General features: G+C 68.4%; 20 protein-coding genes and 1 pseudogene. 7 read left to right on the plus strand and 14 right to left on the minus strand.

Annotated elements, in window-relative coordinates; translation table 11 throughout:
* Positions 1 to 157 precede the first annotated feature (157 nt).
* Entirely contained in the window at positions 158 to 1,633 is a 1,476-nt protein-coding gene (gene pdxR, locus OV287_RS32820; RefSeq protein ID WP_267537984.1) for a MocR-like pyridoxine biosynthesis transcription factor PdxR, read from the minus strand.
* 83 nt (positions 1,634 to 1,716) lie between these two features.
* On the opposite strand from pdxR, the gene OV287_RS32825 reads away from it, so the two are divergent.
* Positions 1,717 to 2,226 carry a cupin domain-containing protein gene (locus tag OV287_RS32825; RefSeq protein ID WP_267537985.1) on the plus strand — a complete coding sequence of 170 codons (510 nt, stop codon included), beginning with the start codon at positions 1,717 to 1,719 and terminating at the stop codon, positions 2,224 to 2,226.
* A 1-nt stretch (position 2,227) separates the two neighbouring features.
* Positions 2,228 to 3,127 carry a dihydrodipicolinate synthase family protein gene (locus OV287_RS32830; RefSeq protein ID WP_267537986.1) on the plus strand — a complete coding sequence of 300 codons (900 nt, stop codon included), beginning with the start codon at positions 2,228 to 2,230 and terminating at the stop codon, positions 3,125 to 3,127.
* Positions 3,128 to 3,202: 75 nt separating this feature from the next.
* Here OV287_RS32830 and OV287_RS32835 read toward each other — a convergent pair whose 3' ends face one another.
* Positions 3,203 to 3,541 (minus strand): hypothetical protein, encoded by a 339-nt coding sequence (locus tag OV287_RS32835; RefSeq protein ID WP_267537987.1) that lies wholly within the window; start codon positions 3,539 to 3,541, stop codon positions 3,203 to 3,205.
* Between the two features lie 153 nt (positions 3,542 to 3,694).
* On the opposite strand from OV287_RS32835, the gene OV287_RS32840 reads away from it, so the two are divergent.
* Positions 3,695 to 4,039: a serine protease gene (locus OV287_RS32840; RefSeq protein WP_267537988.1), complete on the plus strand. Its 345-nt coding sequence runs from the start codon at positions 3,695 to 3,697 to the stop codon at positions 4,037 to 4,039.
* A gap of 48 nt (positions 4,040 to 4,087) precedes the next feature.
* Here the strand turns inward: OV287_RS32840 and OV287_RS32845 are convergent, their stop codons facing one another.
* On the minus strand, positions 4,088 to 4,993 hold the full coding sequence (locus tag OV287_RS32845) for a LysR family transcriptional regulator (protein WP_267537989.1): 906 nt from the start codon (positions 4,991 to 4,993) through the stop codon (positions 4,088 to 4,090).
* 100 nt (positions 4,994 to 5,093) lie between these two features.
* On the opposite strand from OV287_RS32845, the gene OV287_RS32850 reads away from it, so the two are divergent.
* Entirely contained in the window at positions 5,094 to 6,152 is a 1,059-nt protein-coding gene (locus OV287_RS32850) for an SDR family oxidoreductase (RefSeq protein ID WP_267537990.1), read from the plus strand.
* 2,261 nt (positions 6,153 to 8,413) lie between these two features.
* Here the strand turns inward: OV287_RS32850 and OV287_RS32855 are convergent.
* The 9 genes and pseudogenes from OV287_RS32855 to OV287_RS32895 all read right to left on the minus strand — a co-directional run.
* A pseudogene (locus OV287_RS32855) lies at positions 8,414 to 10,576 on the minus strand (serine/threonine-protein kinase); the annotation flags it as partial.
* Between the two features lie 348 nt (positions 10,577 to 10,924).
* The gene (locus OV287_RS32860; protein ID WP_267537991.1) at positions 10,925 to 11,788 is read right to left on the minus strand and encodes an alpha/beta fold hydrolase; all 864 of its coding nucleotides are present in this window, start codon (positions 11,786 to 11,788) and stop codon (positions 10,925 to 10,927) included.
* 69 nt (positions 11,789 to 11,857) lie between these two features.
* Positions 11,858 to 12,967 (minus strand): hypothetical protein, encoded by a 1,110-nt coding sequence (locus OV287_RS32865; protein WP_267537992.1) that lies wholly within the window; start codon positions 12,965 to 12,967, stop codon positions 11,858 to 11,860.
* Positions 12,968 to 13,804 (minus strand): ABC transporter permease subunit, encoded by an 837-nt coding sequence (locus OV287_RS32870; protein ID WP_267537993.1) that lies wholly within the window; start codon positions 13,802 to 13,804, stop codon positions 12,968 to 12,970. It lies immediately after the preceding gene.
* Positions 13,801 to 14,724 (minus strand): ABC transporter ATP-binding protein, encoded by a 924-nt coding sequence (locus OV287_RS32875; protein ID WP_267537994.1) that lies wholly within the window; start codon positions 14,722 to 14,724, stop codon positions 13,801 to 13,803. Before OV287_RS32875 ends, OV287_RS32870 begins: the two co-directional genes overlap by 4 nt.
* A gap of 344 nt (positions 14,725 to 15,068) precedes the next feature.
* Positions 15,069 to 15,641 (minus strand): hypothetical protein, encoded by a 573-nt coding sequence (locus tag OV287_RS32880; protein WP_267537995.1) that lies wholly within the window; start codon positions 15,639 to 15,641, stop codon positions 15,069 to 15,071.
* An 84-nt stretch (positions 15,642 to 15,725) separates the two neighbouring features.
* Positions 15,726 to 17,261, minus strand: coding sequence for a caspase family protein (locus OV287_RS32885; protein WP_267537996.1), 1,536 nt, complete (start codon positions 17,259 to 17,261; stop codon positions 15,726 to 15,728).
* The gene (locus OV287_RS32890; RefSeq protein ID WP_267537997.1) at positions 17,258 to 17,944 is read right to left on the minus strand and encodes a hypothetical protein; all 687 of its coding nucleotides are present in this window, start codon (positions 17,942 to 17,944) and stop codon (positions 17,258 to 17,260) included. The genes OV287_RS32885 and OV287_RS32890 overlap by 4 nt, the downstream gene beginning before the upstream one ends.
* The gene (locus OV287_RS32895; protein WP_267537998.1) at positions 17,941 to 18,426 is read right to left on the minus strand and encodes an RNA polymerase sigma factor; all 486 of its coding nucleotides are present in this window, start codon (positions 18,424 to 18,426) and stop codon (positions 17,941 to 17,943) included. The genes OV287_RS32890 and OV287_RS32895 overlap by 4 nt, the downstream gene beginning before the upstream one ends.
* A gap of 290 nt (positions 18,427 to 18,716) precedes the next feature.
* Between OV287_RS32895 and OV287_RS32900 the strand changes: the two genes are divergently transcribed.
* Positions 18,717 to 19,541 (plus strand): META and DUF4377 domain-containing protein, encoded by an 825-nt coding sequence (locus OV287_RS32900; RefSeq protein WP_267537999.1) that lies wholly within the window; start codon positions 18,717 to 18,719, stop codon positions 19,539 to 19,541.
* Positions 19,542 to 19,635: 94 nt separating this feature from the next.
* On the opposite strand, the gene OV287_RS32905 is transcribed toward OV287_RS32900, so the two are convergent.
* A complete protein-coding gene (locus OV287_RS32905; protein WP_267538000.1) occupies positions 19,636 to 20,331 on the minus strand; it encodes a hypothetical protein in 696 nt (231 codons plus the stop codon).
* A 329-nt stretch (positions 20,332 to 20,660) separates the two neighbouring features.
* On the opposite strand from OV287_RS32905, the gene OV287_RS32910 reads away from it, so the two are divergent.
* Positions 20,661 to 21,482, plus strand: a complete 822-nt coding sequence (locus OV287_RS32910) for an alpha/beta fold hydrolase (RefSeq protein ID WP_267538001.1) — start codon at positions 20,661 to 20,663, stop codon at positions 21,480 to 21,482.
* Positions 21,483 to 21,493: 11 nt separating this feature from the next.
* On the opposite strand, the gene OV287_RS32915 is transcribed toward OV287_RS32910, so the two are convergent.
* On the minus strand, positions 21,494 to 22,654 hold the full coding sequence (locus tag OV287_RS32915) for a GRAS family protein (RefSeq protein WP_267538002.1): 1,161 nt from the start codon (positions 22,652 to 22,654) through the stop codon (positions 21,494 to 21,496).
* A gap of 252 nt (positions 22,655 to 22,906) precedes the next feature.
* On the opposite strand from OV287_RS32915, the gene OV287_RS32920 reads away from it, so the two are divergent.
* Entirely contained in the window at positions 22,907 to 24,100 is a 1,194-nt protein-coding gene (locus tag OV287_RS32920; RefSeq protein WP_267538003.1) for a cytochrome P450, read from the plus strand.
* Position 24,101: the final 1 nt, after the last annotated feature.

The following is a 24,101-nucleotide window of genomic DNA, read 5'->3' on the forward strand; positions in this document are numbered from 1 at the left end:
CGCAGTACACGCACCGGCCCCAAGGTAGTGGAACTCGTAGACCCCTTCAGTAGATGGCGCCGTGAAAGTCATTGAGCCGGAGGTCCCCGAAGGCACGTGCATCCACTGACTATACGAACGGGGGCAAGAGTCATGGTTTGAAGAGGTCATCATGTGCTCAGCGCCGCCGCGAACGGGCGAGGGCCAGGCGCCGCACGCCCTCGCGCAGCTCCTGGGGCGTCAGCGAGGCGAACCCCAACCGGAAGGCCGCCGGGCCGCGCCCCTCGAGCGCGAAGGCATGACCCGGGGTGACGTGCACGCCGTGCGAGGCCGCACGCTCCGCCCAGGCGCTCACGTCGAGCGCCTCGTCCACTCGGGCCCAGAGTGCCAGCCCCCCTGCAGGCACCTCGAAGTCCACGGAGCCTCCCAGCTCCTCGTGCAGCGACTCCGCCAGCACATCCCGCCGGGCGTGGTACTCCCGGCGGGCCCTGCGGGCATGCCGCTGCAACTCCCCCTCCTCCAACAACTCCACCAGGGCCCGCTCCAGCGGCGCATCCCCTTGCCGGTCCACCACCGTCCGCAGGGCCGACAGCGCACGCACCAGCGGCGCGGGAGCCACCACGTAACCAAGCCTCAACCCAGGAGCGATCAGCTTGGAGAGTGAACCCACGTAGACGACACACCCGGCGCGGTCCGAGCTCGCCAGGGGAAGGACGGGCCTGCCCTCGTAGTGGAACTCGTGATCATAGTCGTCCTCCACCACCGCCATGCGGGCCTCGGTGGCCAGGCGCAGCAACTCCATCCGCCGAGCGGCGGTGAGGGTGACGGTGGTGGGGTACTGGTGATGGGGCGTCACATAGACAGCACGCACCGGCCGCTTCGCCATCAGCGCCTGGAGCGCGTCCACCCGCATGCCCTGGGCATCCACCGGGAGCCCCACGAGCCGGGCGCCCGCCAACCGCAGCGCGTCCCAGGCCGGCCGATACCCGAGCGCCTCCACGGCCACGACATCTCCCGGGCGGAGGAGCGCTCGCGCCACGAGGAAGAGCGCCATCTGGCTTCCGCGCGTGACGAGCACGTCATCCGCTCCGGCGGCGAGGCCCCGTGTGCGGCTGAGCATCCCCGCGAGCGCCTCGCGCAGTCCGGGCTCTCCGCGCGCATCTCCTACGCCCAGCGCCGTTCGGGCACGGCCCGTGAGGACCCGCCGGAAGGCACGCGACAAGGCCACCGCTGGCGCCAGACGCACGTCGGGGGCTCCATCGTTGAACACCAGCACTCCTTTGGGCACGGGTGACACCCACTCGGCGGACAGCTCCTCCCGTGGAAGGGAGAAGCCCGGCCGCGCGGGCATCCGCTGCCGGAGCGAGCCACCGAACCCCTTCGGTGTCGCCACGGGAAGTGCCTGGGAAATGAAGGTGCCGCGGGAAGGCTCGGCGCACGCCCAGCCTTGTTGAACGAGCTCGCGATAGGCGGCGTCCACCGTGTTGCGATGAATCCCCAAGGAGGCAGCCAGTGCCCGCGTCCCAGGGAGCGCATCCCCTGGGGACAACCGTCCCCGCTCGATGTCGCGGATGACCGCGCGTGCGAGCTGGACGAAGAGTGGCACGGGAGAGGACGGATCGACCTCCAGGGTGAGCTTCCAGGTACGCAGCACCGGCCTAGTCTACTTCGCCAAACCGGCTCTTTCGAGGGTGCCGGTAGGTCTCTACCTTCTGCCGCACACAAGGAGGCCCATCCATGAGCCAGACCGTGAGCACCCAGAGCACGAAGTACCACTCCGCTGATTTCGACAAGACGCCACCGCGCCCACGCGTGGTGATTCCAGACAAGCTCTTCCACCCCGCCGTGGAGAGCGCCGGCCAGAACGAGGGCTACTCGAAGGAGCGCAAGCACCCTGTCTTCTTCGTGGACCTGCCCTCGCACGCCATCAGCATGACGATCGGCTGGCTGGAACCGGGCCAGTCGTCCAACAGACACCGCCACACATACGAGACCGTCCTCTACGTGCTCGAGGGCGAGGGGTACTCGGACATCCAAGGCAAGCGCATCCCCTGGAAGCAGGGAGACGCCCTCTACATCCCGGTGTGGGCCTGGCACAACCACGTCAACACCCACCCCACGCAGCGCGCGCGCTACCTGGCCTGCGAGAACGCGCCCATGCTCCAGAACATGGGAGGCATTGCCCTGCGCGAGGAGGTCCCGGAGAAGGGCCAGAAGCCAGTCCGCGAGGACGGAGAGGAGGCCTGACATGAATCGCCACGTTCCGCTGCGCGGCATCATCGGCTACACCCTCACGCCCTTCCGCACCGACGGGAAGGTGGACCTCGACAAGCTCCAGACGCTCACCGGGCGCATGGTGGACTCGGGCGTCCATGCCATCGCCCCGCTCGGGAGCACGGGCTGCCTGCCCTACCTGGACGATGAGGAGCGCGAGGCCGTCGCCGAGGCGACCGTGAAAGCCGTGGGAGGCCGCGTCCCAGTGATGGTCGGCGTCTCGAGCCTCACCACCGAGCGCACCCTCCACCACGCCCGCTTCGCCGAGCGCGTGGGAGCCGATGCCGTGATGATCATCCCCATGAGCTACTGGAAGCTCACCGAGGAGGAGATCTTCCGGCACTTCGACACGGTGGCCCGAGCCATCTCCCTCCCCATCATGGCCTACAACAACCCGGCCACCGGAGGACTGGACATGACACCGGAGTTCCTCGCTCGGCTACTGGAGATTCCCAACGTCACCATGGTGAAGGAGAGCACGGGAGACGTCGGGAGGATGCATCGTCTGCGACAGGTGGCGGGTGAGGAGGTGGCCTTCTTCAACGGCTCCAACCCGCTCGCCCTCGCGGCCTTCGCGGCGGGAGCCCGGGGCTGGTGCACCGCCGCGGCTCACCTCATCCCCGAGCTCACCTTGGAGCTGTATCGGCAGGTGGTGGAGAAGGCCAACCTCGTGGAGGCACGCAAGGTGTTCCAGCAGCAGCTCCCACTCCTCCAGTTCATCGTGAAGGGAGGGCTGCCTCGCACGGTGTCCGCGGGCCTGGAGTTGCTCGGGACGGAGGTGGGGCCCCTACGCGCGCCCCTCCTCCCGCTTCCCAAACCAGAGGTGGACGCACTGCGACGCATCCTCGCGTCCGCCCGGCCAACGCCTCCCTGAGCGGCCGGGACAGGCGGGCGAGCCCGTGCGCTCTCCCATTCGCAACCTCGTCCGGGAGGCGCAGCGCCGTCTCCCTCACGGACCCGTGGAGGGCGTGTCGCAGTACGTGTACCGCACCGGAATGGAGCAGCCGGCGAAGGCACAGTTCGGATCCTGCGCATGCGCCTTGTCCGCGGCGATGATGTCCTGAAGCGCCTTTCCTCCGTCGCAGGGAAGGCAGCTCTCCTCGCGCGCCGGCACGCCTCCACAGCAACCACACCCACAGGCGATATAGGAGTCGTCGCAGGTGGTGGGATCCTCCGTCGAGGCATCCACGGGAGCGGGCGACGGCGTGTCCTCCTCATCGGCGTCGGACACGGCATGACTCGCACAACCCATCCCTACCGCCAGCATCAGCATGAAGAACATTCGCATGGGGAGCGAGACTACTCTGCTGCTCCCTGCTTTCCGTTCACTCACTTCTCTGAGGGCCTCGCAGATGCGGGGACCGATGAACATCGCGAGCTTTCAATCGGCCAGTTCCTGAGAAAACGGAACCGCCTCGCATCCAGTCCCAAACCCAGAGAAATGGGCGTGGACAAGGACTACGACTTCCTCTCCATGCACCTGGTGGAACATTCGATGAAGAAGAGCGCCCGGCACATGATGCTCATCTACGGAGAGAACGATCCCTGGTCCTCGGGCGCCTTCGAGGTGAACCCGGCCAACGACTCGGTCGGCTACTTCGTGGCGGGTGGCAATCACGGCGCCTCCCTCTACACTCTGCCCGCCGCGGAACAGGGCGCGGCGCTGCAGCAGCTCTCCGACTGGATGGGTGTGCCCATCCGGCCCTTCCCGTCCGCGGCGGCGAGCAACACGGCGGAGGATGTGCCCGTGGTGAACCCCGTCCTGGAGCGGCGTCACCGCCTCTGAGAGCAACCTCGGGAGGCGAGCGGCTCGCTCGCCTCCCCTGCATCGACGTCAGCTGAACCGCACCTTCTCGACGAGAAAGTCGAGGAACGCACGCACGCGGGCCGGCAGGTGCCCGCCCTGGCCCAGGAAGACGGCGTGCACGGCTTCGGTGTCGCCAGGATTGCGCTCCTCCAGCACGGGCAGGAGCCGGCCGGCCGCGATGTCCGCCTGGACCTGGAAGGCCGCGAGCCGTGCCAGGCCCAGCCCCGCCAGCGCGAGGTTCCGCACCGCCTCCCCGTCGCTCACCTGGGCGTTGCCGACTGGGGGCACGGCGATCGGGCCGCCGCGCTCCTTGAGCGGCCAGCCCTCCATCGCACGCGCGTAGCCGAAGCCGATCCGGTTGTGCTTCTCCAGCTCTCGGGGAGTCCTGGGCATTCCGAAGCGCTCGAGATAGGCCGGCGCTCCGACGATGACCATCCGCGTCTCGCCGAGCTTGCGCGCGACGAGCCGTGAGCTCTTCAGCGACCCGGCGCGGATCGCCACATCCGTGCGCGCCTCCACCAGATCGATCACCTGATCGGTCAACACCATGTCCAGGGAGACCTCCGGGTAGCGAGCCAGGAACTCCGGCGCGAGCGGCAGGAGGAAGTGCGTGCCGAAGGGCACGTTGGTGTTGACGCGCAACCGGCCGCGCGGGACCTCGCTGGCGGCCGCGCCTCGCTCGACCTCTTCCAGCTCGGCCAGGAGGCGAACGCTGCGCTCATAGAACGTGCAGCCCTCGGGCGTGAGCTGTAGGCGCCGAGTCGAACGGTTGAGGAGCCGAGCCCCCAGGCGGCTCTCCAACCGGGCCACCAGCTTGCTCACCGCAGACGGCGTCATGCGGAACGCCCGAGCCGCCGCCGAGAAGCCTCCCAGCTCGACGACCCTCACGAACACTTCCATCTCGCCCGAGCGATTGACGTCCAGTCGTCCCATCGTGAATTCAACTCACAAGTCCTGTGCTTTCAGCAAGTCTACCTCACGAATGCCGGGCCTCCCATATTGGAGCCATCCCTCCCGTTCACAGGAGCCCGTCATGAGCACACAGAAGAAAGTCGCCCTGGTCGTCGGAGCCCAGGGAGTCATCGGCCGAAACCTCGTCGATCACCTGGCAACCCTCGGCGATTGGGACGTCATCGGCCTGTCGCGGCGCGGTGGAGCGCCCTCGGGCCGCGTCCGTCATGTGGCGGTGGACCTGCTCGATCGCACTCACTGCCGAGAGAAGCTGAGCGGCCTCACCCAGGTGACGCACATCTTCTACGCCGCGTACCAGGATCGGCCGACCTGGGCCGAGCTGGTGCCGCCCAACCTCGCCATGCTCGTCAACGTCGTCGACGCGGTGGAGCCGGTCGCGCGCGGCCTACGGCACATCAGTCTGATGCAGGGCTACAAGGTCTACGGCGCACACCTGGGCCCGTTCAAGACGCCCGCCCGCGAGAATGATCCCCACCACATGCCCCCCGAGTTCAACATCGATCAGCAGGCCTTCCTCGAAGAACGGCAGAAGGGCAAGGGCTGGAGCTGGTCGGCGCTGCGCCCGTCCGTCGTGTGTGGCTTCGCGCTGGGCAACCCCATGAACCTGGCCATGGTGATCGCCGTGTACGCGGCGATCTCGAAGGAGCTCGGGCTCCCCCTGCGCTTCCCGGGCAAGCCCGGCGCGTACGACAAGCTCATCGAGATGACGGATGCGGGGCTGCTGGCGCGTGCCACCGTCTGGGCTGCCACCGACGAGCGATGCGCCAACCAGGCCTTCAACATCAACAACGGGGACCTGTTCCGGTGGAACGAGATGTGGCCGAAGATCGCCCGCTTCTTCGAGCTCGAGGTGGCGCCTCCCCTGCCGATGTCCCTCGACGTCATCATGGCCGACAAGGAGCCCCTCTGGAATGCCCTGGCCGAGAAGCACGGGCTCGAGCGGCATCCCTACAAGGACGTGTCCTCCTGGCGCTTCGGCGACTTCGTGTTCGCCTGGGACTATGACGTCATCGCGGATGGCTCGAAGGCGCGCAGATTCGGCTTCCACGAGTTCGTCGACTCGGAGGAGATGTTCCTCAGGATCTTCGCCGACCTTCGCCGGCGCCGGATCATCCCCTGAGCCGCTCCGTCGCTCGCGATGAAGGCGGCCTCGCTCTCGTTCTCGAACTCGCTGCCGATGCGCAGGATCTTCCCGCTGCCATCCCGGGCGTTCACCACGCAGCAGGTGCCGGTCACCCATCCTCGATGGCACCGGATGCTCAGGGGCTTCACGAAGACGCTGCGCAGCGAGCGCACGTCCACGAGCTGGGAGCGAGGCATGGGCAGCGGCCCCGACCCGAGCACGAGCTGGTGATCGCGCACCTCCAGCCAGTGGATGTTCACCAAGCTGGCGATGGCCAGATAGGTGAGTCGTCCTTCAGGCCCCGCTGCCTCCCGGAGGAAGGGAGTCGAGCAACTCCCGGGCCTGCTGGAGGTCCACGGAGTCGGGTCCGGCTCCATCCGGGATGCGACTCGCTCCAGCCTCCTCCGGACCCGCTCCGGACAGCCCAGGTCCCGGAGCTGGCGGCCCAGGCTCACCGTCGCCCGGAGCTCCAGGAGGAGGGCCCGCTGCCGGTGCGCGAGGGCCCGGGCTCGAAGGAAGCAGCGCAGCGCCTGGTCCTCCTGGCCCGCCGCCCTCAGCAACTCTCCCCGGATCCGGTGTATCTCGGCCACGTAGTAGCTTCTGCCGAGCGTCTTCACCCTCCCCAGCGCCTCCTCCACGACTGTCAGTCCTTCCCGCACCTGTCCCAGCATCAGGTGCGCGTCCGCGAGCAGGGCGAGGTAGTTGGCCAGGAGGAGTTTGATCCCCATCTCCCGCATCAGCTCCAGACCTTCTCGCAGGGTCTCGAGGCCCTCCTGTGGTTGTCCCGACCTGACCAGGGCCCAGCCCAAGAATCCCTTCGCCATTCCCATGACGAGACGTTGCGAGTCGCTCGCGCTGAAGGAACTGCTCTCTTGTGCGAACTCCAGGGTTCTCGGCACCTCGTGACTCAACGCGCTGACCGCGGCCAGGTACATCAGGACATAGCCCTTGAAGGCGGCACGATAGGACCGCGCCCGCATCAGTTCCATCGCCTCGCGGCCGTTCCACCGTGCTTCCCGCGTATGGCCGAGCAGAGTTCGGGTGAGCGCCAGGAGGAGTCGGGCGTCCAGCCTGGGGTCGAACCAGGTCAACGAGAGCAGGCGCTCGCGCGGCTCGCCCTGGGAGTCCATGAGTCGCTGCGTTCGCTCAAGAGCTTCCTCTGCCCTGTCAAGCCGCCCCCCGCTCATCAATGCGGACATCCCCTCCATCCGGTGGACCTGGGCGAGCAGCGCTTCATCGCCCACCTGCTGACTCAGGGCGAGGAGCGATCCTCGCAGCTCCTGCAGGTCCTGAAACCTGCCCCTCGCGCTGAGGATGTTGGTCAGCCTCGCCGACAGCGCGACGAGCTGCGGACTGGTCTGCCCCATCCGCCGGTAGAGCTCCAGCGCGCGCGAGTAGCTCTGCTCCAACTCCGGAGCATCCACGCCCTGGAAGCTGAGGATCATGGCGTTGAAGCCATTCAGCAGCTCCAGCTCTTCGATGCGGTGCTCTGGAGTGTCCGGCAGCTCCCGGATCAGCCGCAGGGCCTGCCTCATGTGAGAGAGTGCTTCCTGGAGGGCAATACGCAAGATGGCGAGTTCCGCGGCCCGCACCCACGCATGGACGGCGAGTGCGAAGTCCCCTGCCTCCGTGCGGTGGTGGGCGAGCACTTCGGGCCGCGACTCCACCCGCTCGGGGAAGTGCTCCAGCAGGGCCTGGGCGATGCGCCGGTGGTGCTGTCGCCGCAAGCTGCGTGGCAGGGACTGGTAGGCCACCTCCTGGAGGAGAGCATGCCGAAACTGGTACCCGCCTCCGCGGTCCTCCTCTATTGGGAGTAGCAGCCCCGCCGAGACGAGCCCCGCGACGTCCTGCCGCAGCGAAACCTCGTCCCGGGCCGAGATGCGCGAGAGCAGGTCCAGGTGGAAGTCGCGTCCCACCACGGCGCACAGCTGGGCCAGTGCCTTCATCCGGGGCGGGAGCGCATCCAGTCGGGCCAGCAGCAGCTCGTTCAGGGTGGCGGGGATGGCGGACGGGCGCCCCGAGGGGCCCTGCTCCAGCACCATGCGCGTCATCTCCTCCATGAAGAGCGGAATGCCATCCGTCTTCGCCACGAGCCGCCGCACCGTCTCCTCCGGCAGTTCCTGGCCCCGGGCGACCTCGCGCACCAGAACCTCCGCGGGAGCCGCTGGCAATCGCTCGAGCACGAGCCGGTGGAACCAGGGGTACACCGGCCAGGCGGGTGGGTGCTCGGGGCGGGTGCTGAGCAGGACGAGTATCCGCGCCCCCCCGACGCGCTCGAGCAGCAGGCCGAACAACTCCAGGGTGGAGGAGTCGGCCCAGTGCAGGTCCTCGACAAGGAGAAGCACTGGCCGCTCCTCCGCCATCCGCAGCAGCAGGGCCCGTAGCGCCTCCAGTCTCCCGCGCTTGCGCTCCCGATGTTGCTCCAGCACGAGCAGCACGGACTCGGGCCCTTCGGTGATGGGGGGCGCGAGCAGCTCCTCGAGCTGGCGCACGTGCTCCGGCGTCAGACCCAGCCCCAGCAGTCGCTCCTCCAGCCCACGAGACTCCCGCGACGAGAGACCCTCGGCTCCGAGCTGGAAGAAGCGCCGCAACATCTCCAGGAGTGGATGGAAGGCGCTGTGCTGGAGTTGAGCCCAACACTGGCAGAGCAGGTGGAGACTGGAGCGCGGAGGCACCCGCTCGCGCAGTTCCTGGAGGAGGCGGGACTTGCCAACACCGGCCTCGCCGCTGAGCAGCAGGGCTGAGCCCTGCCCGTGCCGCGCCCGCTCCCAGAGCGCCCGCAGTCGCTCCAGCTCGTGCTCGCGCCCCACCAACGGGCTGAGCCCGCCGGCCCGGAGCGCCCGCTCGAAGCGGTACACCGTCTGGCGCTCGCGCAGCACGCGGTGCAGCTCCAGGCCCTGGCCGCCCGAGAGCCCATCGAAGGTGCGGTGGCCGAGCGACTCTGTCTCGAAGGCTCCGCGCACCAGCTTCCAGGTGGTGTCTCCGAGCACCACTGAGCCGGGCCCGCCCTGTCGCGCCAGCCAGGAGGCGAGCCGTGGGGCCTCGCCCTGGAGGGCGTTGTCGGCGAACACCACGAGGTCCGTGTGCAGGCCCACCATCATGGCGAGCCCGAGCCGCTCCATGTGCGCGAGCCGCTCCGGAAAGGCCCGGGTGAGGAGGAGGGCCGCACGCACCGCCCGCTCCGAGTCGTCCTCGCGGGCCATGGGGTGTCCGAAGGTGGCGAGCACCTCGTTGCCCATGGAAAGGGTGACGGTGCCCTCGTGCTCGCGCAGCAGCTCCGCGCAGAACTGATGGAACCCGGCCTGCAGCTCGCTGGCGTCCTCGGGGTCGAGTTGCTCGGCGAGGCCCACCAGCCGGCACGACACCAGCGTCACCTGCCGGCGCTGGGGAAGCACGGGCCTGGAGGGCTCGCGCCACGGGCCCAGCTCTTCCGCCAACTGACGCAGCCGCTCGCGCAGCTCGACGGCGCCACGCAGCCGCCGCTCGGGCTCCTTGGTGAGCAGGGCGTGCACGAGGTGCTCCACCTCCTCGGGCAACTCTGGGGCCCGCGCGCGCACCGGGGGCACCGGCTCGGGGGACAGCACCCGCTCGCGCAGCTCCCCGAGCGCGAGCGGAAGGTAGGGCAGCTCGCCGGTGAGCAGCTCGTACAGGATGACACCCGCGGACCAGAGGTCGGTGCGCGCGTCCTGCGCCTCTCCCCGCCATTGCTCCGGTGCCATATACGCGGGCGTTCCCGCGGTGGGCAGGTCCGGCACGAGCGGGGAGCGGTGGGCCGAGAGGTACGCGAGGCCGAAGTCGAGCAACTTTACCCCGCCCTCGCGTGTGAGGAGGATGTTGCTGGGCTTGAGATCCCGGTGGATGACGTGGTGCGCGTGGGCATGGGCCAGCCCCGAGGCCACGGCGATCATCAGCTCCAGGGCGCGTTGCAGGGGCGGCCTCTCCCGCCGCAACAGCGAGGCCAGGGACTCCCCCTCCAGAATCTCCATGACGATGAAGGGGACGGTGGGCTCACAGGGGGCACTGCCCCTCCACTCGGCCACGTCGAAGACGCGGACGATGTTGTCGTGGTGGAGCCGCGCCACGGCCCGCGCCTCCTGCTTCAGTCGCGCGGAGTGCGACTCCTTGCCGGGGGTCTCCTGGAGGAGCAGGAACTTGAGCGCCACCGGGCGTTGGAGCTCCTCGTCCCAGGCGCGGAACACCTTGCCCATCGCTCCGCTGCCCAGTTCCTCGAGGATCTCGAAGCGGCGGCCATCCGGGCCTCCCAGCCGCTCCCCGGGCCCTGGTACCCGGAGCGGCCAGTCGGCGCGGCTCACCGCGCCCAGCAGCGAGTCTTCGAAGTCCGAGAGGTCCTCTTCGGGGGGCAGGGCGTCATCTTGGAGCAGGTGCTCCAAGGCTCCGCCTGGGATGTGACCCCCTTGCATGATGCGCTCCCCTGTCCCGTGTGGAGACTGTACTCCGTGGATAACCTTCGTCGGGACCGCGGAGCGCGCGAGCGGCCGGGCAATGCAGCGCACGCTCTCCAGTGGCCACCTCGGGGAGGCGCTCTCGACCAACTGGGGGAGTTCCAGCCGAGCGGAGAGCTGGATGGACGGGAAACGACAGGGATGGGGTGGCGCGTCGGGTCAGTCCCACGGTGCTCACGTCCGCCAGCTTGTCTCTCACCGCCTCGTACAGCACCGTCCCCTCCAGATGCCTCCGCCGGTACGCCCACCTGCACTCCTGAAGTTCAGAGAAGTCCACCGGCTGGGGAGGAGTGGGGTCGGACATGCTCAACGGCGGCCCACGGTCTCGATGTGGCTCAGGAGCGCCGCCGCGAGCGGGGGCACGACGGCACATGGAATCGCGTGCCCCATCCCGTCGATCGTCACCAGGGTCGAGCGCGGCAGGGTCTCCGCCAGGAACCGTGAGTTGGACTCGGGGTTGGTGGGATCCTCCGGGGTGGCGATGACGAGCGTGGGCACGGTGACTTGAGTGAGCTCCGCCCCACGCGCCAGTCCGGAGGGGTCGGCCCGCGCATGAGCACTCGAGGTGTCGTGACGGCCGGCGTGGGCGATGATGCGCCGCTCGAGCGCACGGAACTCCTCGGCATCGAAGGGAATCGCCTCGCCGTTGAGCCTGCGCCAGTTCTCGACCCGCCATTCGATCTGCGCCTCGCGGTCACGCGGCTCGAACATGTGGCGCCAGAACTCGTACAGCCCGGGGTCTATGGTGGCTCGCGCCGTCACGTTGGCGCGGGCGGGCGCGCCTTCGAGGGCAGGCGCCCCCATGACCGTCGCGCTGAGCAGCCGCTCGGGATGCGCGACCAGGAGCCACTGCACCAGAAAGCCTCCCAACGACAGGCCCACGACGTGCGCGCGCTCGATGCCGAGCGCATCGAGGATGGCCAGTGCGTCCTCGGCCATCCGGGTCGCGGAGTATGGGACCCTGTCGAATGCCCAGGTGGACGCTCCGGTGTCCCGGTGGTCATAGCGGATGACCCGGTGCTTCCGGGCCAGGACCTCCACGAGCTCGTCGGGCCAGACCAGCCCCGAGACGGTGGAGCCCATGATGAGCAGAACGGCGGGCGCATCCTCCGGACCCCGTGACTCGACCCAGAGCGAGACTCCCTCGGCGACCTCGACGAAACTTTCCATGGTCCCAGCTTCGCAGGACGGAACGAGGAGGGACTCATCTTTTTCACACCTGGAGTGCTCCAGGTCGCGCTACAGCCGCTCCACCCCTCCGTCCCCGGCCGTCGCTTCCGGGACAGGCTCGCGGCAGAAGGCGAGCTGCTCCTTCAGCACATCGAGCGGCAGGGCCACCTCCAGCCGGAACGCGTTCTCGTCTGGCAACACGCGCGCGAAGTCGAGCAGCTTCGCCACGTCTTCCTGCCCCTGGCTCTGCGCGCGCATCCGTGCGAGCGCGAGCGCCCCGCCCAGGCTCTTGCCCAGATCCGTGACCGACTGCGCGTCCTCGCCCTTCACGTCCGCCACCAGCGCCACGTCTCCGCGTGCGTCCACGTGCAACTCCACCGCGCCCGCTGCGCGCACCAGCTGCTCGGCAATCTCGCGCTGGTCCGGCGGAAGGACTTTCGCGAGGGTGCGGGTCGCGATGACGCCGTATACCTCGCCGTACGTCGCGGTCTCGCTGAGCACCGGCGGCTCCTCCGGACCACGCCCCTCCACCCGGTCGATGACGTCGCGCGCCCCGTTGCGATCCCGGCTCACGACGACCATCTGGTTGCGCCACGTCGCGAGCGTGGGCCCGCCGCCGCGCCCCACGCCGCCGTCGGCGAGCAGCCGCTCGGTCGGGGGCTCGTAGATGCGCGCGGAGTCGCCGTAGCTCGAGCGCCCGTGCTGCCCGAGCAACTCGTCGGTCTTCGCCTTGCCGAAATTGCCCGACAGCACCAGACCCTCGTCGGTGATGGCGAGCCGGTCCAGGTCCGTGAGCGGGTCGATGCCCGTGCGCTCCTTGAGTTGCTGCAACTGCTTGCCGCCGTCGCGATAGAGGCACTCGAGCAGCAGCTCGCCGATGGGGGAGTGGCGAAGGGCGTTGGCCTCCAGCACCACGGCCGTCTTGCCCTTACCTCGTGGCAGCGCCGCGAGCAGCGGATCCGAAGCCCCCTGGGGCCGGGCGTCCGGCGTCGGAACCACCCAGGTGCGCCGCGACTGCGCACGCGTCTTCTCCTCGGCGCGCAGCCGGCGCGGGAACTCCACCGACGGCCGCTTGCTCGCGCTGAGCGCCTCCTCGCCCTGTCCGAACCACATCAGCAGCGCCGCGGCAGCGAACAGCACCACGGCGAGCACCATGAACCGCGCGCCTCGCGTCTTCATCTAGTAGTCCTTCCGTTCGAAATGCCAGAGGCCGAGCGCGAGCACGCCCATGCCGAAGAGGCCCACGCCCGCGAGCACCGCCCCCAGTGAGTGCTGCTCGAGGGGGATGGATGCGGCAATGGAAGCCGATGCGTTGGCGAGCGAGCTGAGGCGGGGCAGGAAGAGCGTGAGCAGCTCGAAGCCCGTGCGGCTCACCCCCTCCTCGAGCACCGGCGCGATGCTGCGCCGGAAGCCGGCGATGACGCCCAGCACCAGGAACACGCCGCCCGCGGCCGCACACAGCGCCGCGCTGCGCACCAGCGTCGCGCAGGTGAGCATCACCGCGTACACCGCCGCGTACGCCACGCCCGCGAGCAGCGCCGCGATGAGCGGCCCCACTGTCCAGTACCCCGTCTTGACGCCGAGGATGAGCCACAGGCCGCCCGCCCCGTACGCCGCACCGCCCACCGCCAGCGTCATCACGCCCACGAACGTGCCGACCAGCACCTGCCAGCGGCGCACCGGCAGGGCGAGCAGGTGCTCGATGCGGCCGGGCGACAGCAGGCTGGGCGCGAAGTCCGAGCACGCCACCAGGCCGAAGAGGATGCCGCCGTAGAACACCAGGAAGGCGGTGGCCATGTAGATCGGCCGCAGCGCCATGTCGACGGCCCGGATGCTGTGGCCCAGGGACTGGCCGAACAGCCGTGTGGCGGCGAGCGCGCCGTCCAGGACCTCGATGCGCAGCGACAACGTGAGCGTGAGGAGCACCAGCGTGATGCCCACCAGGAAGGCGAGGATGAACTTGCGGCTCAGCGCCTCGCGCAAGACGTAGCCTGCGATGCCCAGGACTCCGTTCACGCTGCCACCCCCTCGCCCACCGCGTCCGTCAGCACCGCCTCGAGATCCTGCGCATCGCGCCGCAACTCCACCAGCAGCGCGCCGCCCGCGATCACCTGGCCCAGGGCCGCGTTGAGCGCCGCGGCATCCGGCGTCCCCAGGGTCCAGCGCCCGTCGCCCTCTTCGCCAACGGGAGTGAAACCCGCGGCCCGCAGCACCTGCTCGCTCGCGCCCGGTGCGAAGCGCACCGACCAGCGGTGCCCGGTGCGCTGCAGGTCCTCTAGCCGCCCCTCGCGCAGCACCCGGCCCTGACCGAGGATGGCGATGCGGTCGCACACGCGCTCCGTCTCCGCCAGCAGGTGGGAGTTGAGAAAGAGAGTGGTGCCGCGACGCACCTCGTCCTGCAGGATGCGGCGCACCTCCACGCGGCCCATGGGATCGATGCCGTCCGTCGGCTCGTCGAGGATGAGCAGCTCCGGCTCGCCCAGCAGCGCCGCGGCGAGCCCGAGCCGCTGCCGCATGCCCTTGGAGTAGCCCCCGATGCGCCGGCCCGCCGCGTCGGCCAGGCCCACGCGCTCGAGCAGGCGCGCATGGGCAGCCGCATCGCGCCGCAGGTTCTTCAGCCGCGCCACCGTGCCCAGGAACGCCGTGGCCGTCCACGCCCCCGGCAGATGCAGGCGCTCGGGCAGGTAGCCGATGCGCGCGCGCACCGCGGGGTCCTCGGGATCGCCGCCGAGCACCCGCACCTCGCCCCCCGTGGGCCGCACGATGCCGAGCACCGACTTGATGAACGTCGTCTTGCCCGCGCCGTTGGGCCCGATGAGCCCGAACGCGCTGCCCACCGGCACGTGCAGGTCCACGCCCGCGAGCGCGACCTGCCCGGCGCGGCGCCAGCCCTTGCCGTATGTCTTTTTGAGCCCCACGACCTCGATGGCATGCATGGCACGGGACTGTAGGCGCTCGCACCGCGGCGTCTCGGGACGAAGGGCCAGCCGGTCCGGAGGGGTCGCTGACCGGTCCCAACGGGGGAGCGATCGGCCGACCTCCAAGGGCTCCCAGGGCATCAACACCGTCTCGCACATGGCCCAGGGCAAGCCCGTCACGGGCATGGTGCCCACCGCCTTCAGCCCTCCTCCGCTCCGTGTCTCCCGGCTCAGTGCGCCTGAAGCACGAAGGAGGACACCCGGCCATCCGGGATGAGCGACACGGAATAGCGGTAGGTCACGGGCCCGAACTGCACCGCCGCCCTGTCGGGTGTGTACCCTGGCAGGGCGGCGGCACGGTCCTACTGGCAGGTGTATTCCACCGGAGGCGAGAGCACGACGTCGCAGAGCTGCGCCGTGAGCTCACCCGTCACACGGTCGTTCTGCGAACCGAAGGAGATGTCGTACTCCAGGTGCGCGAGGCCATTGGCATCGGGCTCCTGGAAGTGGATGCTCCCCGAGTAGCCCAGGGCCTGCTCATCCGCCACCTGGTCGTTGCAGTTCGCGTCCCGCTTGTGGAAGTACGCCCGCGCCAGCATCGCTCCGGGCTCGAGCTCCATGTCCCGGAGGGTCTGCACGGAGTAGACGCCTGTCGGCGCTCCCTGCGGCATCAGCTCCGAGCCCACCTCGAAGAGCGTGAACTCCAGCTCCGTCGAGCTGCCCGCCTGCTGTTGCTGCTGCAGCCGCTGGCACAACCCCTCCTGGTCGCTCAACACGGCCATGAGGAACGAGGACTCCTCATCGCCAATCCTCACCACGGCGGCATCGCGTACGTTCAGCGTATGTCCATCCACCGTGCCGTTGAACGCCACGTTCGCACCACCGAATCCCACCAGAGCCGTCGTCGCCAGGGCCGCCATCATGCGCATCTTCATGAGTTTTCTCCTCGTGGAAGGTTGTTGGGTTTTGCGCTCCTTCCGCTATGAAAGACGCGACGCTCCATCAAAACCGGCCACGTTTTAGAAGGCCACGCCCAGATTGAATTGCAGGTCGGTGACGAATCCCTCCTTGGTCATACCAACCTCACTCCCCTCCCTGACCGTCCAGAAATAGCTCTCCGTCACGCCCACGGAGAGCACCAGCCAGTTCCACGCCAGCAAGGAGTAGCCCACGCCAAGGCCTGCGATGAGGCTCTGCCCTGTCTCCTGGCCGGTGGGCGACGACGCCGACACCGAGATTCCCGATACCCGGGACGTCAGGAAGAGTCCTCCCGGTGCGTGGCCGAAGGGGAAGTACCGCGCCCCCAGCATCAGCTGGGCATAGCTCCAACGGCTGGCGTCCTCGTTCTGTATCGACAAGCGCGGCGCGACAAACACAGACAACTCCGGCAGGAGCGCCCGCTCGTATTCCAGCCCATAGATGGCCAGCGCGGCCATGAGCACCGGACTGAACGTCAACGTGTTGCGCGGGCGCGGCGGCTCTTCCTCCGCCGGGCCCTTGCGCTGCAACTGCGCGGTCTGCAGCGGCTCGAGCGAGGCTTCGTCCAGGACCTCGCGTTGGCCGGCCTCCAACGTGAACTCGCGGGAGAAGGTGCCGCCGGACTCCTTGCGCACCAGCAGGTACTTGCCTGGGGGCAGCGCCACGTACAGGGAGCGCTTGCCCGCGGGCACCTCGAGCACGCGCGTGCCCGAGGAGGCGAGGATGACGGAGAGCGGACCCGTGGTCTGCTTCACCTCCACCCAGCTCGCGCTCGTCTTCACCCGGGCCAGCGGGAGATCCGACCGGCCGCGCAGGTTCATGTCGAAGCTGGGGTGTTGCAGTCCCTCGCCCAGCAGCGCGGTGTCGCGCAGCGTGAGCTGACGCGCGTAGGTGAAGGCCTCCACCACGGAGACCTCGCCGTCGCTCCCCTGGTCGGCCACGCCGCGCAGGCCCGCCACAAGGTGGTGGGTGAAGAAGGAGCCCTGGAGGGCGCTCGTCTCGTGCGCGTTCTCCAGGCCGGAGCTGGACGCGATGAAGATCGAGCCCTCGCTCTGAAGCGTGAGCGGGATGTTCACCTCGAAGGGCGCCTCGGGTTGCAAGCCCTTGGCCCGCGTCCAACCGCCACCGCGGCACGCATCGATGATGCCCACCCGCACCGTGGCATCGGGGGTGTCGATGCGCCGGCGCAGCTCCTCCAGTGGCAGGGCGTGACCACCCGGATAGAGCGCCTTCTCGTCGGCGTGTCCCGAGTAATAGAAGAGCAGCAGCGTCTCGCCCGGTTGGCCCCGCAGCGCGCCCAGCTGCGCGTCCATCGCGGACAGCAGCTCCTCGGGCTCAGGGTCCAGCAGCACGCGCACGTCCTTGGGGGTGAACTCGCCCACCTGCACGAGTACGTCCGCCATGTTCCGTGCGTCGTCATGCGCATAGCGAAGCGAGGAGCGCCCCACTGCTGGAGCGTTGGAGCCCACCACCACCGCCACCCGCCTCGGGCGCCGCTCCTCCGCCGCCTGGCTCGGCCCCGTGAGCAACAGCGCCATCGCCGCCAGCATTCCTTGCCACCACCGCACGCACTTCATGGAACAGCCTCCTTGGGAAGTACCAGCCGCGTCGTCCAGAGGGAGTCGTCCTGGGAATCTCGCGCCTCCAGCTCGTCCAGCTCCTCCTCGGCCACCGCGGTCTGGCTGAAGATGATCAGCAACTCCTCGCGCTCCCCACCGGACGCGTCCACGCGCCAGCTCGTGGGCAGCAACATGTCCTCGCGCTCCAGGGGCGCGGCATAGAGGGCTACCCAGCGCGAGTCCTCCGCCCGCGTGCCCACCAGGACATGACCGTAGCCAGCCGACGACACGTGCAGCCGCAGTCGGTCCCCCGGAAGGATGGGACTCCGTCCGTCCCATGGAGCCACCTGCTCCCCGTGCTTGATGTACACGGTGACGACCGGCGCGCCCTTCACCCCGACGTAGGGCTCCTGCGTGGGCACTGGCGTGCTCGGGAGCACCAGGACCAGGGTCACGAGCGCCGCCGCCGCCGCGAACGCCGGCACCAGCAGCCGGGGCCTGGGGGCCCACCAGGGCCGAGGAGGTGGAGGAGCGCGCAGCTCCCGGACCCACGTGGGAATGGGAGACGCCAGCCGTGCCCGCTCCACGTGGGCGCGACAGAGCTCGCAGCAGGCCAGGTGCTCGCGCAGCCCGGGCGAGTCGAGCCCCAGCACCGCACGGTCCAACTCCAGGGAAGACGGGTGTCCGGTCTCAGGGTTCATGCCAGCTCCCTCTTGCGTAGTTGCTCCACGCGCTCATCGAAACGTGTGAGGAGTCGCCTCACGGTCCGCTCGGACACCTGCGTCACCTCGGCGATCTCGAGCTGGGTCAGTCCATCCACGCGGCTCAACAGCGCGACCTCCAGCTCGTCCGCGGGCACATGGCGGGCGAAGCGCTCCAGTTCCTGGCGCGCCTGGACGCTGCGCTCGAGCGAGCCGGCCTGCGCCGCCTCCAGCATCTCCTCCGGACGCTCCGGGGCCATGCCCGACTGCCGCCGTCGAAGCCGGTCGATCGCCAGGTGTGTGCTCGTGCGGTACACCCACGCCGTCACTCGGCGTGGCTCTCCATCCCTCAGCCGGGCCTGCCAGAGACGGATGAAGGTCTCCTGAGCGACGTCCTGCGCTTCGTCCGGGTCGCGCAGCATGCGCCGACACTTCTCCCGAATGATGGGAAAATACGTCGCGTAGGCTGTCTGTACGTCCATGTCCACCGAGAGGTCTCCACCCTGCTACACCCGTGCGTAGCGGGATGACGTTCCTCCCGGACAAAAGCGGCCAGGAAATCGACCGATGGGGGTTTTTTTCACCGGGAGTCCCGGGGCGACGCTGACAGTCCTTCCATTCGCCGCGCCGGGACTACCGTTCGCCGCGCACCGCCTGCCATTGGCAGCATGGCTGGAACCTGCCGACCTTGTCCGACAAACGCAGGGTGCTATCAGGGACAGACCCCATGCCCGCCACGTGACACACTTGGCCCATGCACAATCAGACTCAGATGAACCAGCTACGTTCCCTTTCGCGCAACGCCTGGCAGCCCCTGTGTGCTGCCCTTGCCCTGGCGCTGCTGGCAGGCTGTGCCACCACCGGTCAAGGGGCCTCCAACACCTCTTCCTCCACCACCCAGCTCAGCGCCCACCACTGGCAGCTGCAGCGCGTGACCGACGCGCAAGGCCAACCGCAGGACGGCTGGCAGCCCGCGGGCAGCAACGGCCAGCCGGCCAGGCCAGTGCAGCTGGACTTCAGCCAGAACGGCATGCTGAGCGTGACCAACCTGTGCAACCAGCTGTCCGGGCGCTACACCGTGCAGGGCAGCAGCCTGAAGGTGGAACAGATGATGTCCACCAGGCGCGCCTGCCTGGACGAGAACCTGATGGCGCTGGAAGGCCGCGTGGGCGCCCAGCTCAAGGAACTGACCACCTGGCGCGTGCTGCCGCAGCAAGACCAGGCGCCGCAGCTGGAGCTGGGCTTTCACGACGGCAGCACCTGGCTGCTGCAGGGCCAACCCACGCATGAGACGCTGTATGGCGGCCCCGGAACGATCGAGTTCTGGGAAGTTGCCCCCCAGCGCCAGCCCTGCACCGGCGTGGCCCCCGCCGAATGCCTGAAGGTGCGCCAGGTGGTGTACGACCGCAACGGCGTCAAGGAGAGCACGGGCGATTGGCAGCTCTTCCACGGTGAGATCGAGGGCTACCGCCACGAGCCGGGCGTTCGCAACGTGCTGCGCCTCAAGCGCTACGAGCGTCGCCAGGTGCCCGCCGACGCCTCGCGCTATGTCTATGTGCTGGACCTGGTGGTGGAGTCCGAACAAGTCGGCCACTGACTGGCTGATGCACCACGGAGCCGCCCGTTGGCCACCGCTCTGGCGGTCAGCGGGCCCGCATCGAGGGTTGGATGGGCGGAGTTGCTGGAGCCCTTCAGAACATCCGGCCCATGGGCCGGTCGGGCTTCGAGGGAAACTGGTAGCTGAGGCCCATGGAGAACCAGTTCCCGGCGGACTCGTAAGGACCGATGTCCTCTGCTTCGCCCCGGCCGGTGAGCAGCCGGTACTCGAAGCGCAGGCCCCACTCATCGGAGAGGTACAGGGTGGCTCCCGCGGCGACTCCGAGGGACCACGGGGCGTTCTCCACCGCCCCCTCGAAATCGAAGAAGGAGACCGCGAACGTTGGCCCGATGAGGACCCCCGCCGAGGGGACCAGCCCGTAGTGCCCGATAGCGAACTTGTGCTGGACGCGCAGGCCAACGAGCGCTCCGACGGCGACGGCGTTGAGCCCGGGCTGGCCGGGGAACTCCATGCGCTCGTAGGTGGTGAAGAGCTCGACTCCCAACTCGAGCAGGTTCGTTGGCGAATACGCGAAGCATCCCGCCAGCAGAGGCCCCCCGATGGCGCCTCGAGAGCGTTCCAGGCCCCGACGATACGGGTTCGAGTAGTACAGGTCGAAGAAGGGGCCGTTGGGCGCATACCGCCAGCCGGTCATGAGCGAGAGGCGGCTGGAGCCCTCGAGCACCTTTTGCGGTCTCTCCTCGATCTCGTACCCGTCGTCTTCGGCAGGGGCAGCGGCGGCAGCAGTGGCCGCGAGGGTCGCGAGGAGGAGCAAGGGGCGGCGGGACATCGAGAGGGGCCTTTCGTCACGGTTCGTCGCCAGACGGATTGCATGACGTAGGCCAGACCCGGCCGTGACGGGTCCAAGAGCGCCGGGAAGGAGGCAAAGGACAATTTGCGTCACTTTGGATACAAAAAATTGTCACGACGCATAGGGCAAAGGGGAAGGATTCGCCAGCGCTCCACGCGCGCATCACCCAGGAGAGGGAGCCCTGCCCCACCCCTGTGAGGGTTTTCGTTCCAGACCCCGGCGGTTAGCTTCAGGCCTCACCTGGCGAGTGGCCGCCGCGATCTGCAGTGCCCCGCCTTGATACCCCCCTCGACACGGGAGCCAGAACGATGAGCACGATCACGACGAAGGACGGCACGCAGCTCTATTACAAGGATTGGGGCACCGGACAACCCGTGGTGTTCAGCCACGGCTGGCCGCTCAACTCCGACAGCTGGGAGGACCAGATGCTCTTCCTGGCGGCCAAGGGCTATCGCTGCATCGCTCATGACCGCCGAGGCCATGGCCGCTCGAGCCAGCCCTGGAACGGCAACGACATGGATACCTATGCCGACGATCTCGCGGCGCTGCTCGAGACGCTCGACTTGAAGAATGCCGTGCTGGTCGGCTTCTCCACGGGAGGTGGCGAAGTCGCTCGCTACATCGGTCGCCACGGCACGAAGCGCGTCGCCAAGGCCGTGCTGGTGGGCGCGGTGGCGCCGCTGATGCTGAAGACGGCCGCCAATCCCGCGGGCCAGCCCCTCGAGGCTTTCGACGGCATCCGGGCCAATGTCCTCGCCGACCGCTCGCAGTTCTTCAAGGACCTCAGCGTGCCCTTCTTCGGTGCCAACCGGCCGGGAGCCAAGGTCTCGCAAGGCATGCGGGATGCGTTCTGGCTCGGGGGTATGCAGGCCGGGTTCAAGAACGCCTACGACTGCATCAAGGTCTTCTCGGAGACGGATCTCACCGAGGACCTGAAGAAGTTCGACGTGCCGACGTTGATCATCCACGGTGATGACGATCAGATCGTCCCGATCGGCGCCTCGGCCCAGCTCTCGTCCAAGCTCGTCAAGGGCTCCACGCTGAAGATCTATCCCGGTGCACCGCACGGCCTCACCATCACGCACAAGGACCAGGTCAACGCCGACCTGCTGGCCTTCTTGAAGTCCTGAGCTGTTGGCACTCACCCGTCGACAGGCCTGGCACAGAGGATCGTGACGAGCGATGTGCCCGCGCCGTGCAGGGTGACGTAGCTGCGGTCGACGGTGATGGTGATGGCCTCGTTCGACGCCTGGGTCAGCGATGAGGGGGGCGGGTTGAGCGCGAAGCCGGCCCGTTCGAGGCGCTCACGCCAGTGGTGGGCGCTCTCGTAGCGTTCACAGCGCTCCTCCTCGTTGGGTCCGAGGATGTCCTCGATCTCCCGTGCGATCATGCCGAGCTTCAAGAGAAGTCTGTCCCCCTCTGGGATGTCCAGCGCGTCGATGTGCTGGAACACTCCCAGGAAGTAGTCGTAGGCATTTCCAGTCCGCTCGGGGAGCGGAACGGTGTTGAACTCCGCGTCCGTCTCGCTGATGACGAGGGCGCGGGGTCGCCAGCAACGCAGGCGTTGAAAGAGCCGATCGCGAACGTCCGGAGCCGCGTCGTCGTTGCGAAGATGGTGCAGGGCGAACGTGGCATTGACGACGCGTGTCCCCTCGAGGCTGTCGAGCAGGGTCCAGTCCTCGTCCGTCAGTGCCTCCACCTGCTTGTTCAGCGCGATGAACCTGAAATCGATTCCCCACCGCTCCGCGGCGGCCGAGAGATTCCGCTGTGCATTCGCGAGGGATGGGGCGCTGAGGTCGAGCCCTACCACGACGAGACGCCTGGGCGCGGCCTCGCGGGTGCCGCACAGGTGGATGAGGTCGGCGAGCTGCTCGCCATTTCCAATTCCGATGTCAAAGATGACCGCCTGCTCCTGGGATGAGACCTGGGGCAGCAGGAGCTCGTTGGCGAGGGGATGGGTCATGGAGATCATGGGCACATGCTCTCGGAGGAGGGAGTAGAGGCTCATGTGCTGGAGCTCGTCCTCGCGCAGGTACAGATTGCCGACGTCGGTCCGTGCGCCTACCGCGCGCTTGCGGAGTGCCGCCGCGATGGCACCGACGAGCTGATCTTCGGTTCGTTTCATGTCGAGCGGCCGGATCAGGTCATCGAGCATCCGGACGACACCTTCGCGCTGTCCGCCCTTCGCGATCCGCCCGGCAATCGCTTGCAGCGAGGACTTGATGGAAGGTCCGCGCCAACTCCCCTGCGGCGCCGGGTACACCGGGTTCTGTCTGAGCGTCACTGCCTGTGCCTTGGACATTGCGTGTCTCCCTTGGGGGAGCGCATGAGCACGCAACGTGCCAGGGCCGTGGATGACCCTGGCTCCAGAGAGACACGCGTCCTGCGCCGTTTCAACGCCCGTAGAAGACGTGTGCCGGAGCTGTGCCAGCGGGTGTGCCAGGATGTGTCAGCGGTCCGGGAAGAAGCTCAACACCCGGGTCTCCTGAATTGACTCGGGGCGGGGCCTCTTCGATGCTTCACGCCGCTGTCTCAAGAGGGGGAACCCAGCCACATGAAGCCCATCGACGTGATGTCGCCCGAGTTCCGGGCGGACCCAGCCCCGTTCTATGCCCGCTTGCGGAGCGAGCCCATCCAACAGGTGGAGCCGGGCGGACTCTGGGCCATCAGCCGCCACGAGGACGTGCAGTTCGCGTTCAAGAACCCCAAGCTGTTCACCTCCACCTTCGTCCAGCAGGCCTCGAATCCCGAGTGGCTGGAGGGCGTGGGCAATCCGCTGGGCTATTCGCTGTTGGGGTTGGATCCGCCCCAGCACACCCAGATGCGCGCCCTGGTGAGCCATGCCTTCACGCACAAGACGATCGCCCGGCTGGAGACGGGCATCCGCCGGGTGGCGGGCGAGCTGGCCGAGAACATCCTCCGCCAGAAAGAGGTGGACTTCGTCCAGGCGTTCGCCCTGCCCTTGCCCGCGTTCGTCATTGGTGAGTTGCTCGGCTTCGCTCCCGAGCTGCGGCCGAGGCTCAAGCAGTGGTCCGACGACATCGTCAGCATTGTCTCCGTCGTCCAGGAGCCGCCCGAGCGGATCGCCTACCTGCGGCGCACCCTCTCGGAGTTCCAGGACTTCCTGCGCGAGGTCATCGCGGACCGGAGGGCCCGGCCTCGCGAAGACCTGATGAGCGACCTGGTGAGGGCCGAAGTAGAGGGCCGGAGTATCACCGAGTCGGAGGTGATCGCCTTCGGGACAGCCCTGCTGGTGGGGGGGCTGGAGACGACGATCCACCTGCTCAGTCACACGGTGCGGCGGATGGCCCTGGCCCCGGAGGTGCTCGCCCGCGTGCGCGCCGAGCCCGCCCTCCTCCCCGCGCTGGTGGAGGAGGTGCTGCGCCTGGACTCGCCGCTCCAACTCACCGTACGGCTCACCACCCAGGAGGTGGAGCTGGGCGGGGTGAAGCTGCCGGCGTACGCACCCGTGGCGCTGATGGTGGGCTCGGCAAACCGGGACGAGCGGGTGTTCGAGCGGGCCGATGAGCTGGTGCTGGAGCGCCGCACGCAGCAGCACATCTCCTTTGGCTATGGCGTGCACTTCTGCCTGGGCGCGCCCCTGGCCCGGATGGAGGCCCGCATCGGCCTGGAGGAGCTCTTCTCCCGCTGCCAGGGCTTCGTCCTCGCCCCGGGGGAGCTGAAGTGGAACTACTCCATCGGGCTTCGCGGGCCGGTGGCGCTGCCCCTCCGCGCCATCCCCGCTTGAA

This window comes from Archangium lansingense, assembly GCF_026626635.1.
Lineage (GTDB): Bacteria > Myxococcota > Myxococcia > Myxococcales > Myxococcaceae > Archangium > Archangium lansingense.

Coding starts and splice junctions, on each gene's coding strand:
- OV287_RS32825 (WP_267537985.1), top strand. CDS start 1,717: ATGAGCCAGACCGTGAGCACCCAGAGCACGAAGTACCACTCCGCTGAT.
- OV287_RS32830 (WP_267537986.1), top strand. CDS start 2,228: ATGAATCGCCACGTTCCGCTGCGCGGCATCATCGGCTACACCCTCACG.
- OV287_RS32835 (WP_267537987.1), bottom strand. CDS start 3,541: ATGCGAATGTTCTTCATGCTGATGCTGGCGGTAGGGATGGGTTGTGCG.
- OV287_RS32840 (WP_267537988.1), top strand. CDS start 3,695: ATGGGCGTGGACAAGGACTACGACTTCCTCTCCATGCACCTGGTGGAA.
- OV287_RS32845 (WP_267537989.1), bottom strand. CDS start 4,993: ATGGGACGACTGGACGTCAATCGCTCGGGCGAGATGGAAGTGTTCGTG.
- OV287_RS32850 (WP_267537990.1), top strand. CDS start 5,094: ATGAGCACACAGAAGAAAGTCGCCCTGGTCGTCGGAGCCCAGGGAGTC.
- OV287_RS32860 (WP_267537991.1), bottom strand. CDS start 11,788: ATGGAAAGTTTCGTCGAGGTCGCCGAGGGAGTCTCGCTCTGGGTCGAG.
- OV287_RS32865 (WP_267537992.1), bottom strand. CDS start 12,967: ATGAAGACGCGAGGCGCGCGGTTCATGGTGCTCGCCGTGGTGCTGTTC.
- OV287_RS32875 (WP_267537994.1), bottom strand. CDS start 14,724: ATGCATGCCATCGAGGTCGTGGGGCTCAAAAAGACATACGGCAAGGGC.
- OV287_RS32880 (WP_267537995.1), bottom strand. CDS start 15,641: ATGAAGATGCGCATGATGGCGGCCCTGGCGACGACGGCTCTGGTGGGA.
- OV287_RS32885 (WP_267537996.1), bottom strand. CDS start 17,261: ATGAAGTGCGTGCGGTGGTGGCAAGGAATGCTGGCGGCGATGGCGCTG.
- OV287_RS32890 (WP_267537997.1), bottom strand. CDS start 17,944: ATGAACCCTGAGACCGGACACCCGTCTTCCCTGGAGTTGGACCGTGCG.
- OV287_RS32895 (WP_267537998.1), bottom strand. CDS start 18,426: ATGGACGTACAGACAGCCTACGCGACGTATTTTCCCATCATTCGGGAG.
- OV287_RS32900 (WP_267537999.1), top strand. CDS start 18,717: ATGAACCAGCTACGTTCCCTTTCGCGCAACGCCTGGCAGCCCCTGTGT.
- OV287_RS32905 (WP_267538000.1), bottom strand. CDS start 20,331: ATGTCCCGCCGCCCCTTGCTCCTCCTCGCGACCCTCGCGGCCACTGCT.
- OV287_RS32910 (WP_267538001.1), top strand. CDS start 20,661: ATGAGCACGATCACGACGAAGGACGGCACGCAGCTCTATTACAAGGAT.
- OV287_RS32915 (WP_267538002.1), bottom strand. CDS start 22,654: ATGTCCAAGGCACAGGCAGTGACGCTCAGACAGAACCCGGTGTACCCG.
- OV287_RS32920 (WP_267538003.1), top strand. CDS start 22,907: ATGAAGCCCATCGACGTGATGTCGCCCGAGTTCCGGGCGGACCCAGCC.